Source organism: Paracoccus suum, from assembly GCF_003324675.1.
In the GTDB taxonomy this organism is placed as follows: domain Bacteria; phylum Pseudomonadota; class Alphaproteobacteria; order Rhodobacterales; family Rhodobacteraceae; genus Paracoccus; species Paracoccus suum.
On record NZ_CP030918.1, the window covers coordinates 1,580,052 to 1,592,164 of the forward strand.

Here is a 12,113-nt window from a genome sequence, read left to right on the forward strand (position 1 = left end):
ATGGGCTTAGCCGCAACAACTCCGAAGTCAACCCTGACGGGTAAAGCGGCGCTCTCAACCTGCCGCAGAGAGCAGGGCGGTATTGCCTCCCGCTGCGGTCGTGTCGATGCAGATATGCCGCTCAATCCGGCAGCGGGGCGTGATGTCGGCTTCGGTCAGCAACGGTATCAGCGGGCCGTGGCGGCTGGCAAGCGCGCGTCGCAGGGCTTGGGCTGCGGGATCATCTGCAGCACGCCAGGCAACCGCCGCCAGATGTGGCAGTCCCGCAACCAGCGCCGGGTCCAGCCAGCCGTCGATGGCGTGCGGGCCGCGTGCACCGGGGGCGACGATCAGCGCCGGCGCGCCGGCGGCGCGGGCCTGGGCTGCCTGCGCCTCTGCCTCGGCCAGCGTCGGGCCGAGGCAGAGCACGGGGCCCCGTCCATGGCGGGTCAGGCGGTTCGCCTCGCCGGTGGGGCCGGGCATGGTCTCGGCCTGAAGGTTACCAGCCTCGTCTGGCAGGGCAGCTAGCGCGGCTGCGACGGCGTCGGCGTCGGCGGGCACACCTTGGGGCGAGGTGAGCGCCTCCGGTTTCGTGTCGTGTGGCTGGACGAAGGCGGGGACGTAGGACGGGCCGCCGGCCTTGGGGCCGGTGCCGGACAGGCCCTCGCCGCCGAACGGCTGGCTGCCGACGACCGCACCAATCTGGTTACGGTTGACGTAGATGTTGCCGGCGCGGATCTTGCTCGCGACCGTCTCGACCCGGCCGGCCATCCGCGAATGCAACCCGAAGGTCAGCCCGTAGCCCGAGGCATTGATCGCAGCGATCACCGTGTCCAGGTCGCGCGCGCGGAAGGTCGCGACGTGCAGGACCGGGCCGAACACCTCGCGCGCCAGATCGGCGATGCCGCCGACGCGGACAAGCACCGGGGCAACGAAATGCCCCTCGGCCGGCGCGTTGAGGCGGTGCAGCACGCGACCTTCGGCCTCGGCCGCCGATACGTAGTCGAGGATCGTGGCCCGCGCCTTGGCATCGATCACCGGGCCGACGTCCGTCGCCGCATCCCAAGGATCGCCGATCCGCAGCTGGTCCATCGCGCCGGTCAGCATAGCCAGCACGGCCGGGGCGACGTCCTCTTGCAAATAGAGGCAGCGGAGCGCGCTGCACCGCTGGCCGGCCGATTGGAAGGCCGAGGCGATTACGTCGCGCACCACCTGTTCGGGCAGGGCGGTGCTGTCGACGATCATCGCGTTCAGACCGCCGGTCTCGGCGATCAGGGGCGCGTCGGGCGCGAGGGCGCCTGCCATGGTCCGGTTGATCGACTGCGCCGTCGCGGTCGAGCCGGTGAAGACCACGCCGGCGACGCGCGGATCGCCGGTCAGCACTGGGCCTAGGACGCTGCCCGCGCCGGGTAGCAGTTGCAGCGCGCTGCGCGGCACGCCTGCCTCGTGCATCAGTTGCACGGCGCGGTGTGCGATTAGCGGCGTTGTCTCGGCCGGTTTGGCCAGCACCGCATTGCCCGCCGCCAGCGCTGCGGCGATCTGGCCGGTAAAGATCGCCAGCGGGAAGTTCCAGGGGCTGATGGCGCTGATGATGCCGCGCGGCGCGGCGTCACCTAAGGCCTCGGCTTCGGCGGCGTAATAGCGAAGGAAATCGACCGCCTCGCGCAACTCGCCCAGCGCATCGGCCGGGGTCTTGCCGGCCTCGCGCGCCAGCAGGGCCGCGATCTCGCCGCGGTGGGATTCATAGAGGTCGGCTGCCCGGCGCAGCGCGTCGCCGCGCTCGGCCACCGGGGCGGACCAGGGCCAGGCGGCGGTCAGTGCGGCGTCCGCGTCAGCGGCGCTTGCCTCGCTCACGGTGCCCGGCCGGTCGTTCGGACGGGCCGGGTTCTCGACCGGCTGCGCGGTTGCCTCGGCACCCTCACGGGCCGTGGCGAGGATCGGGGCTGCATGCCATTCGGCCTGGGCGAAGGGCGCGCGCGCGGCCTCCCATGCGGCCAGCATCGCCGGCTCCTGTAGGTCGGCGCCGGCCGAGTTGCGCCGGCGCGGCGCGAACAGATCGCCCGGCGGGATCACGGCGGTATTGCGCGGTTGCGCGGCGAGGCGGGCGAAGGGGTCGGCCGCTGCCTCGGCCGCAGGCACGTCGGGATCGACCACCTGATTGACAAAGCTGCTGTTGGCCCCGTTTTCCAGCATGCGCCGGGCAAGGTAGGCCAGCAGGTCCTTGTGCGGGCCGACAGGGGCATAGATGCGGCAGCGCGTGCTCTCGGCCCGGCGCACGATGTCGTGCAGCGCCTCACCCATGCCGTGCAGGCGCTGAAACTCCCACCCCTTGCGGTCGGGGGTCATCGCCAGGATCGCGGCAACGGTATGGGCATTGTGGGTCGCGAACTGCGGATAGATGCGGTCGGTCATGCCCACCAGCTTGCCCGCGCAGCACAGGTAGCTGACGTCGGTTGCGGCCTTGCGGGTGAAGACCGAAAAGCCCGGCGCGCCGTCGATCTGGGCACGCTTGATCTCGCTGTCCCAGTAGGCGCCCTTGACCAGCCGCACCATCAGTCGCCGGCCGCGCGTGCCGGCCTGATCGTAGAGCCAGTCGAGGACGGCGGGCGCGCGCTTGCCGTAGGCCTGCACGACCACGCCAAAGCCGTCCCAGCCTTCCAGTGCGGGATCGTCCAGCACGGCTGCGATCACGTCCAGCGACAGCTCCAGTCGGTTCTGCTCCTCGGCGTCGATGTTAAAGCCCATGCGCGCATCGCGCGCGGCGCGGGCGAGGCGGGTGACGACCGGCACCAGCTCGGCCATCACGCGGTCGGACTGGGCGGTCTGGTAGCGCGGGTGCAGCGCCGACAGCTTGATCGAGATGCCGGGGTTCTCGCGGATGTCGTCGCTGCGGCAATCGCCGGCCAGCCGCGCGATGGCGGTGCTGTAGGCCTGGTCGAAATGCTGCGCGTCGGCGGCCGTCATCGCGGCCTCGCCCAACATGTCATAGCTGTAGGTGTAGCCCTGCGCCTGCGGGCCGCGGCCGCGGCGCAGCGCCTCGGTGATGTCGCGGCCCAGCACGAAGGCATCGCCCATCTCGCGCATGGCGCGGGTCACGGCGCGGCGGATCACGGGGGCGCCGAGGCGGCGGACGGCGGCGCGCAGGGCGCCCGCGTCCTCCATGTCAGGGGCGAGCACGCCGCGCGTCAGCACCAGCCCCTCTGTCGCGGCATTGACGAGAGCCGAGCCGGAGCTGCGGCGATGCGCGCGCCAGTTGCCGGTGCCCACCTTGTCCGCGATCAGCGCATCGGCGGTGGCGCGGTCAGGCACGCGAAGCAGCGCCTCGGCCAGGGTCATCAGCGCGACACCCTCGCGGGTCGACAGCCCATATTCGGCGAGGAACATTTCCATCAGGCCGGGACGCGCGCTGTCGCGGATCGCCTGCACCAGTTCGGCCCCGCGGGCGGTCGCGGCCAGCCGCTGCGCGGGGGTCGGGCCGAGCGGCGCCAGTGCTGCCAAAAGATCGGATTCCGTGGCAGCGTCAGCGGCGGTCATCACCGGGCGGGACTGGACGCAATGGGGCTGGGGAATGTCGAACATGGCGGCCTCGGGGTGCAATGGGTTGGCACAGCCATATGGCGGATCGAGCAGGAAAAGGGCCTGTCTTAGCGCCGGTTGCAGGCTTATGGTGCGAAGGATGGCGCAGGCTCAGGTCGAATACGCATGAAACAGCCAAAGCACAGGCCGATCGACCGGATCGACGCCCGCATCCTGCGCGAGTTGGCGCGGGACGGCCGCATGGCGGTCACCGACCTTGCCGCCCGGGTCGGGTTGTCCAAGTCGCCGACGCAGGTCCGGCTGGCGCGCCTGATCGAGGGCGGGGTGATCCGCGGCTTTCGCGCCATCCTCGACCCGGTGGCGATGGAGCGCGAGCATGTGGCCTTTGTCGAGGTCAAGCTGAAGGACACCTCCGAGGCCGCGCTGCGCGCCTTCAACGCCCGCGTGCGCGAACTGCCCGAAATCGAGCAGTGCCACATGATCGCCGGCGCGTTCGATTACCTGCTGAAAGTCCGCACCCATGATATCCGCGAATACCGCGCGGTCTTGGGCGAGACGATCAGCGCCCTGCCGCATGTCGAGAGTACCTCGACCCATGTCAGCATGGAGGCGGTGAAGGATGTGTTGCTTTAGCGTTTGGGCTGGGGAGGAGTTGGGGTGCGCGGCTGGCGGTACCTGATTACCACTCCGCCGCGCGCCCAGTGGCCTTTGGCCGCTACCCATTGCCGAGGGCCACTGGCGCTGGTCATTGGCCACACCCGCTGACGAGCACAGTCTGCTGTTGTTAACCCGTGGCGTCCTGTCGTCAGGCTCGGGGTGCAGTCGGTTGGTCGTCTACCACCACACCGGCGGCCGGCCCGGCACAGTCGGAAATCACCCTCTCAACCTCAGCCCCAACCTCAGCCGCGCGCGTAAGCATCCTCGTAGCGGATGATGTCGTCCTCGCCGAGATAGGCGCCGGTCTGCACCTCGATCAGGACCATCGGCACGCGGCCCGGGTTTTCCAGGCGGTGCAGCGCGCCCAAGGGTACATAGATCGACTGGTTCTCGGCCATCAGGGTGACCTGCTCGCCGACCGTGACCCGGGCGGTGCCGCTAACGACGATCCAGTGCTCGGCCCGGTGCATGTGGCTTTGCAGTGACAGGGACGCGCCGGGGTGGACGACGATGCGCTTGACCTGGAACCGCTCGCCCAGCACCAGCGTCTCGAACCAGCCCCACGGGCGGTGGTCGCGCAGGAAGGCCTCGGCCTGGCGGGCGCCCTTGTCCTTGAGGGCGGCGACCGCGCGCCGCACCTCCTGCGCGCGGGACATGGGCGCGACGAGCACGGCGTCGCCCGTGGCGACAACCATGGTATCCTCGAGGCCGATGCCCACGACCTCGACCCCGTCGGCCTCGGATCGCAGCAGGACGTTCGTGCAATCGATGGCGGTCGAGCGGGGGTCGGTCACGCTGCCGCCAGCCGCGCCAGCGGGCAGTTGCTCGCGCCAGACGGCGTCCCAGCCGCCAAGGTCCGACCAATGCCCGGAAAAGCGAACGACGCTGAGGTTGGGTGCCTTCTCCATGACCGCGTAGTCGATCGAGAGGTCCGGCAGCCGTGACCAGGCCTTCGGGTCAAGGCGCAGGAAGCCCAGGTCGGTGGTCGCGCCCTTCAGCGCCGCCTCGACCGGCGGCAGAAAATCGGGCGCATGGGCGCGGAACGCATCAATCATGGTGCGCGCGGTGAAAAGGAAGATCCCCGCGTTCCACAGATAGCGCCCCTCGGCCAACATGGCGGCTGCGGCAGAGGCGTCGGGTTTTTCGACGAACCGGCGCAGCGGTGTCGGCCCGTCGCCGGGCGGCCCGTCGAGCTCGAGCCAGCCATAGCCGGTCTCGGCCCGGGTCGGGGCGATGCCGAAGGTGACGATCTGTCCGGCGCGCGCGGCCGGAACCCCGGCGGCGATACTCGCACCGAACGCCTCGGTATCGGGCACGACATGGTCTGAGGGCGCGACCAGCATCAGCGCATCCGGGTCGGTAGCGGCGGCATGGAGGGCCGCGGCGAGGATCGCGGGCGCGGTGTTGCGGGCCGATGGCTCGATCAGCACCGCCTGCGGGGCGATGTCGATCTCGGCCAGTTGCTCGGTCACGATAAAGCGGAAATCACCATTGGTGGTGACGATCGGTGCATCGAAGTGGGTACCCGACAGCCGCAGGGCCGAGGCCTGGAACAGCGATTGAGCCCCGAGGAGCGGCGCGAACTGCTTGGGAAAGGCCTTGCGCGAGACCGGCCACAGGCGTGTGCCGGCGCCGCCGACAAGCAGGACGGGAATGATCGCGGGCGTCGGATCGGACATGGGCGGCCTCACTTGCTGCGGCTCGGTGATAGCCCGCGGCGCGGCGCGAGGCGAGGGGGTGCGGAGGGCGCGAGGGATTTCGGCGCTGGCGGTCGGTGGCCGCACCGGGAGGTTTCCCGGCGGTGGCAGATCGCAGGTCGCTGCCAATGCCCGCGCTGCAGCACGGCTGATGGTCGCCCATGCCGGGCCTCACTGATCTCCGGGCCGCCGCGCGGTTCGGCTCCGTCGCCGGCTGCGGTGCCCGGCAGGTTCCCGCGGCACCCTCGTTTGTAGGGCGCCGCAGCCGCCGCGCTTTGCCAGCCGTCAGACGACCACCGCAGCCCCTTCGGTTGCCGGCCCCGCCACCGCGCGGAACGCTGCGAAAAGATCGCGCCCGACGCCATGCGCGGAATGCTCGGGGTCATATGCGACGGGCGGGCGGTCGGCGAAATCGGGGGCCAGATCGTCGATGGTGCCCGCCACCGCATCGACGCGGATCACGTCGCCGTCGCGCACGCGGGCCAGCGGGCCGCAGTTGGCGGCCTCAGGCGACAGGTGGATCGCCGCAGGCACCTTGCCCGAGGCGCCCGACATGCGCCCGTCCGTGACCAGCGCAACGTTCAGCCCGCGATCCTGCAGAACCGACAGGGTCGGGGTGAGGGCGTGCAACTCGGGCATGCCATTCGCGCGCGGGCCCTGAAAGCGGACCACGACCACAGTGTCGCTGGTGAACTCGCCCGCCTTGAATGCCGCCTTGACCGCGTCCTGGTCGGCGAACACCCGCGCCGGCGCCTCGACGATATGATGGCTTTCCTTGACGGCCGAAATCTTGATCACCCCCCGCCCCAGATTGCCGGTCAGCGCCTTCAGGCCGCCGGTCTGCGCAAAGGGGTCGCTGGCGGGCCGCAGGATGCGGTCGTTCAAGCTGGCCTTGGGACCGTCGACCCAGACCAGACCACCCTCGGCATCCAGCCGCGGCTCGGCGGTGTAGCGGGCGAGGCCAGGGCCGACGATGGTCTGCACGTCCTCGTGCAGCAGCCCGGCCTCCAGCAGGTTGCCGATCAGCCAAGGCAGCCCGCCCGCCGCGTGGAAATGGTTAACGTCCGCAAGGCCATTGGGATAGACCCGCGCCATCAGCGGCACCACGTCCGACAACTCGGCAAAGTCCTCCAGATCGAGGTGGATGCCGGCCGCCCGCGCCATGGCCGGCAGGTGAATCACGAGGTTGGTCGACCCGCCGGTTGCCATCAGCCCGACGATGCCGTTCACGAAGGCACGTTCATCGAGCACGGCGGCTGCGGGGATGTAGTCGTTCCCCAGCTGGGTAATCGCGGCGGCGCGGGCGACGGCCGCTGCAGTCAGCGCCTCGCGCAGCGGCGTGTTCGGGTTCACGAAACTGGCGCCGGGCAGGTGCAGGCCCATGATCTCCATCAGCATCTGGTTGCTGTTGGCGGTGCCGTAGAAGGTGCAGGTGCCGGGCGCGTGGTAGGATGCCATCTCGGCCGCCATCAGCACGTCGCGGCCAACCTCGCCCTTGGCGAACTGTTCGCGGACCTTGGCCTTTTCGTCATTGGGCAGGCCCGAGGGCATCGGCCCGCCCGGAACGAACACCGCCGGCAGGTGGCCGAAGGTCGCGGCGGCGATCACGAGGCCGGGCACGATCTTGTCGCAGATCCCCAGAAACAGTGCCGCGTCAAAAGTGTCATGCGACAGCGCGACCCCGGCGGCGAGGGCGATGACATCGCGCGAGAACAGCGACAACTCCATCCCCGCCTGGCCTTGGGTCACGCCGTCGCACATGGCAGGCACGCCGCCCGCCACCTGCGCGGTGGCGCCCGACTGGTGGGCGGCGGCTCGGATCAGGTCGGGGTAACGCTCGTAGGGCTGATGCGCCGAGAGCATGTCGTTATAGGCCGTGACGATGCCGAGGTTCGGCTTGCGGGTCAGCGCCAGGTCCTGCTTGTCGGGCATGGCGGCATAGGCATGCGCCTGGTTGCCGCAGGAGAGGTGCGCCCGCCGCGGGCCTACCTCGGCGGCGGCGGCGGTGCGCGCCAGATAGGCGTCGCGATCCCGCTGCGAGCGGATGCGGATGCGGTCGGTGACACGGGCGATTGTGGGGTGCAGCGACATGGCGGGCTTCCTTTGGCGGCTGCGAGAAGGGCGAGGCGTCAGCGGTTAATAAGGTAAGTCGTTAGCGGTAACGGGGCAAGGGCAGGCGACAGGCATCCGCCTCGCGTCGGCGTATGGTCGGCCGCGTCGAAACCGGGGGCGGGCAGGTGCGCAATTTTGATTTCAGCTCGATGCATGGGCTGCTGACGACCCTGATGGGGCTGGCGCTGTTCACGCTGATCGGGGTCGGCGTGCGAGTCCTGGTGATGCTGACGATCCAGGCACGCCAGCAGCGGGTGAACCGCCAGATCAACGAGCGGCTGCGCACGCTGATCGCCGCCTACAAGACACTCGGCGGATCGTTTACCGGCGAGTTGACGGTCAGCCCGCGACATTTCCGCGAGGTGCGCGCCGCGGCGGGCGAGGATGGCGCGCCGGCCGATGCCGAGGCGGGAGATCGCGCCCGCCGCATTCGCGACGCGGTCGAGGCGGCACTGTCCGACATCCTGCTGCTGGGCACCGAGGATCAGGTACGGCTGACCCCGTCGTGACGGCTTGGGGTGGTCGGGCCACGGTGACAACTTGCGCGCCCGCTCGTGCCGCCTGACGCCGCAACCGCGCGGTCCGTGGTCCGAGGCGTTGGGCCACACGACGCGGCGCCCTTCTTGGGCTCCTCCTCCGGGCAGCACCGGTGTGGCCGAGGCCTCCTGTGTGCGACGGGCGCCCCCGTGCGGCGAGCATTGGATCCGGCGCGTCGGCCCGCTTTCACCGCACTCCGCCGCGCTCCGGTCCCACGGCACCGCGCCTTGCCCCCCGGACCCGGACCGTGGCACAGGGACGCGTTCCATGTTTCAGCCAAAGGCCGCCATGCTGCCCATCTTCCGCCTGCGCCCCAAGACCAAGCCTCAGGCGATCCGGCACGGGTTTCCATGGGTTTATGCCGATGAGGTCGTCCTCGACCGCCGCACGAAGGGCATCGAGCCGGGCAGTTTCGCCGTCCTTCAGGATGATGCTCAGCGGCCGATGGGGGTCGTGACCGTCAACCCGGTGTCAAAAATCGTCGCCCGGATGATGGACCCCGACCCGGAAGCGGTGATCGACCGGGCCTGGCTTGCCGGCCGGATCAGCCGCGCGCTGGCCCTGCGCGAGCGGCTCTACGACGCGCCGTTCTACCGTCTGGTCCATGCCGAGGCTGACGGGTTGCCGGGCCTGGTGATCGACCGCTTTGGTGATCTCGCCGTGATCCAGCCGAACGCCGCCTGGGCCGAGCGCATGTCTGGGGACATCGCCGCGGCGCTCGTGGATGTCTGCGGCCTTGGCACGGTCATCCTGAACGGTGCCGGCCGGGCCCGATCGCTCGAAGGCCTGTCCGAACGGATGGAGGCGTTGATTGGCGACGCGCCCGCCGCCCCGATCGAGGTGCCGATGAACGGCGCGATCTATCTGGCGGATGTGATGGGCGGGCAAAAGACCGGCCTGTTCTACGACCAGCGGCCCAACCACGCCTTTGCGCAGCGTCTCGCGGCCGGTGCGCGGGTGTTGGACGTGTTCACCCATGTGGGCGGCTTTGGCCTTGCTGCGCTGGCCGCCGGGGCGATGCATGCGACCTGCGTCGACGGCTCGGCCCCCGCGCTAGCGCTGGCCGAGGGCGGGGCGGCGGCCATGGGCGCCGCAGACCGGCTGACCACCCGGCGCGAGGATGCCTTTGCCGCGATGGAGGGGCTGGCGTCCGAGGGCGCCAGCTTTGAGCTGGTGATCTGCGATCCGCCCGCCTTTGCCCCCGCCAAGCCCGCGCTCGAGGCCGGGTTGCGCGCTTACGAGCGGGTCGCCCGCCTTGCCGCGCCGCTGGTCGCGCCCGGCGGATACCTGTGCCTTTGCTCTTGCAGCCATGCGGCCGATCTGGCGGCCTTCCGCAACGCCTCGGCCCGCGGCATCGGTCGAGGCGGCCGGCGGATGCAGCTCATCCACACCGGCTTTGCCGGGCCCGACCATCCGATGCTGCCGCAACTGGCCGAGAGCGGATATCTGAAGGCGCTGTTCTTTCGGCTGGACGGCTGATGCGGGCGGTGCTGGACGCCTGCGTCCTTTACCCCACCGTCCTGCGCGAGATCCTGCTTGGCTGCGCCTCGCGCGGGCTGATCGAACCCGTCTGGTCGGCCCGCATCCTCGGCGAATGGACCCGCGCCGCCGCCCGCCTCGGACCCGAGGGCGCGCGCGTCTCGGGGGTCGAGGCGGCGCTCGCGCAGGCCGCCTTTCCTGCCGCGATGGCCGCCGATGACGGCAGCCGCGCCATCGGCCTTGACCTGCCGGACCCGGCCGACCGCCATGTGATCGAAGCCGCCCTGGCGCGCGGCGCGCCGCTGATCATCACCGCCAACCTGCGCGATTTCCCGCGCCACGCGCTGGCCGCCGTGGGGCTGGAGTCGCGCCACCCCGACGAGGTGTTGTCCTCGCTCTGGCGTAGCGCGCCGGAATCCGTCACGGCCGCGGTCCACGACGCCCATGCCCGGGCCGAGGCCGCGGGGGGGCCGCTGGAATTGCGCGATATGTTGAAACGCGCGCGCCTGCCCCGGCTGGCGAAACTGCTCCGGGACTGATGCGGCCCCCGTCCCGATCCGCAGGCGTGCCTTGCCGCTGACACGCCGAGGGCTTATCCGCTGGACCGCCCGCTGTCAGAACGGAGGCAACATGGTCTCGCGCGTCATTCCAGTCGATGAGTTCGACCTCGTGATCTTTGGGGCGACCGGCGATCTGGCGCATCGCAAGATCCTGCCGGGACTGTTCCGGCGCTGGCTTGCCGGCCAGATCCCCGAAGGGGCGCGGATCATCGGCGCCGCCCGCACCCAGCAGGATGCCGCCGCCTTTCGGGCCGAGGCGATCGCCGCCATCAAGGAATACAGCGGCACGCCGCCCGATGCAGCCAGCCTCGACAGCTTTGCCGCGCATCTGGATTACATCGCCGTCGATGCCACCGGCGAGACGGGCTGGGACACCCTCGCCAAGACCATGCGGCCGGGAGTCATCCGGGCATTCTACTTTTCTGTCGCGCCGGCGCTGTTCGGCGCCATTGCTGAGCGTCTGGCGAGCCATGGCATCGCCGATGCGGACAGCCGGATCGTGGTCGAAAAACCCTTCGGCCGCGATCTGGAAAGCGCCCGGGCGCTGAACGGGACCCTCGCCCAGCACTTTGCCGAGGGGCAGATCTACCGGATCGACCATTACCTGGGCAAGGAAACGGTCCAGAACCTGATGGCCGTGCGCTTTGCCAACATGCTGTTCGAGCCGCTGTGGAACGCGCAGAACATCGACCATGTGCAGATCACGGTGGCCGAGACTGTGGGTGTTGCCGGGCGCGGCAGCTATTACGACCAGTCGGGCGCGATCCGCGACATGGTCCAGAACCACATGATGCAGCTGCTTTGCCTGATCGCGATGGAGCCGCCGTGGCATTTCGACCCCGACGCGGTGCGTGATGAAAAGCTGAAAGTGATCCGCGCACTGGCCCCTATTGGACCGGAGGACATAGTGCGCGGCCAGTATCGCGGCCCGGCCGAGGACTACCGTGCCGATGCCGAAAACCCGGACAGCCGGACTGAAAGCTTTGTCGCCCTGAAGGTAGAGATCGCCAACTGGCGCTGGACCGGCACGCCCTTCTATCTGCGCACAGGCAAGCGGCTGCGGGCCCGCACTTCCGAGATCGCGGTGATCTTCAAGGAGCCGCCGCATTCGATCTTTGACGAGAGCGACCCTCCCGCCAATGCGCTCGTCATAAAACTGCAGCCCAACGAGGGCATGACGCTGCGCGTGAACATCAAGGAGCCGGGACCGGGCGGTATGCGCCTCGTGCAGGTGCCCCTCGACATGAGCTTTGCCGAGGCGCTGGGGCCGGACGGGACCGACATGCCGGACGCATACGAGCGGCTGATCATGGACGTGATCCGTGGCAACCAGACCCTGTTCATGCGCGGCGACGAGGTCGAGGCCGCCTGGGCCTGGACCGACCCGATCATCCGCGCCTGGGACGAGGCCGCCGCCAGTCCCGAGGCTTATGATCCTGGCTCTGGCGGGCCCGAGGAGGCTTCGCGGTTGATGCACCGCGACAACCGCCGCTGGCGCGAGATCCGCGCCTGACGACTTTGGGCCGCCGCGCCGAACCTGCGGCAAAGAAGGAGC

General features: G+C 69.9%; 8 protein-coding genes. 5 read left to right on the forward strand and 3 right to left on the reverse strand.

Translation table 11 applies throughout. The annotated features are described in order from the left end of the window. Positions 1-54: 54 nt before the first annotated feature. Positions 55-3,558: a bifunctional proline dehydrogenase/L-glutamate gamma-semialdehyde dehydrogenase PutA gene (putA, locus tag DRW48_RS07715; protein ID WP_241963416.1), complete on the reverse strand. Its 3,504-nt coding sequence runs from the start codon at positions 3,556-3,558 to the stop codon at positions 55-57. Between the two features lie 123 nt (positions 3,559-3,681). On the opposite strand from putA, the gene DRW48_RS07720 reads away from it, so the two are divergent. Further along, entirely contained in the window at positions 3,682-4,149 is a 468-nt protein-coding gene (locus DRW48_RS07720) for an Lrp/AsnC family transcriptional regulator (RefSeq protein WP_114075908.1), read from the forward strand. Between the two features lie 266 nt (positions 4,150-4,415). Here DRW48_RS07720 and DRW48_RS07725 read toward each other — a convergent pair whose 3' ends face one another. Together DRW48_RS07725 and edd are read right to left on the reverse strand one after the other, a co-directional pair. Continuing rightward, a complete protein-coding gene (locus tag DRW48_RS07725; RefSeq protein WP_114075909.1) occupies positions 4,416-5,852 on the reverse strand; it encodes a mannose-1-phosphate guanylyltransferase/mannose-6-phosphate isomerase in 1,437 nt (478 codons plus the stop codon). Positions 5,853-6,155: 303 nt separating this feature from the next. After that, positions 6,156-7,961: a phosphogluconate dehydratase gene (gene edd, locus DRW48_RS07730; RefSeq protein ID WP_114075910.1), complete on the reverse strand. Its 1,806-nt coding sequence runs from the start codon at positions 7,959-7,961 to the stop codon at positions 6,156-6,158. Between the two features lie 146 nt (positions 7,962-8,107). Between edd and DRW48_RS07735 the strand changes: the two genes are divergently transcribed. The 4 genes from DRW48_RS07735 to zwf all read left to right on the forward strand — a co-directional run bounded on the left by DRW48_RS07735 (position 8,108) and on the right by zwf (position 12,071). Continuing rightward, positions 8,108-8,491 carry a hypothetical protein gene (locus tag DRW48_RS07735; protein ID WP_241963417.1) on the forward strand — a complete coding sequence of 128 codons (384 nt, stop codon included), beginning with the start codon at positions 8,108-8,110 and terminating at the stop codon, positions 8,489-8,491. A 295-nt stretch (positions 8,492-8,786) separates the two neighbouring features. After that, a complete protein-coding gene (locus tag DRW48_RS07740) occupies positions 8,787-9,998 on the forward strand; it encodes an RSP_2647 family RNA methyltransferase (protein ID WP_114075911.1) in 1,212 nt (403 codons plus the stop codon). Then, positions 9,998-10,537, forward strand: a complete 540-nt coding sequence (locus DRW48_RS07745; RefSeq protein ID WP_114075912.1) for an RSP_2648 family PIN domain-containing protein — start codon at positions 9,998-10,000, stop codon at positions 10,535-10,537. The genes DRW48_RS07740 and DRW48_RS07745 overlap by 1 nt, the downstream gene beginning before the upstream one ends. A gap of 91 nt (positions 10,538-10,628) precedes the next feature. After that, the gene (gene zwf, locus DRW48_RS07750; protein WP_114075913.1) at positions 10,629-12,071 is read left to right on the forward strand and encodes a glucose-6-phosphate dehydrogenase; all 1,443 of its coding nucleotides are present in this window, start codon (positions 10,629-10,631) and stop codon (positions 12,069-12,071) included. Positions 12,072-12,113: the final 42 nt, after the last annotated feature.

Bases quoted from the DNA above. Each gene is read 5' to 3' on its own strand.
- putA (WP_241963416.1), bottom strand. From the start codon at position 3,558: ATGTTCGACATTCCCCAGCCCCATTGCGTCCAGTCCCGCCCGGTGATG.
- DRW48_RS07720 (WP_114075908.1), top strand. From the start codon at position 3,682: ATGAAACAGCCAAAGCACAGGCCGATCGACCGGATCGACGCCCGCATC.
- DRW48_RS07725 (WP_114075909.1), bottom strand. From the start codon at position 5,852: ATGTCCGATCCGACGCCCGCGATCATTCCCGTCCTGCTTGTCGGCGGC.
- edd (WP_114075910.1), bottom strand. From the start codon at position 7,961: ATGTCGCTGCACCCCACAATCGCCCGTGTCACCGACCGCATCCGCATC.
- DRW48_RS07740 (WP_114075911.1), top strand. From the start codon at position 8,787: ATGTTTCAGCCAAAGGCCGCCATGCTGCCCATCTTCCGCCTGCGCCCC.
- DRW48_RS07745 (WP_114075912.1), top strand. From the start codon at position 9,998: ATGCGGGCGGTGCTGGACGCCTGCGTCCTTTACCCCACCGTCCTGCGC.
- zwf (WP_114075913.1), top strand. From the start codon at position 10,629: ATGGTCTCGCGCGTCATTCCAGTCGATGAGTTCGACCTCGTGATCTTT.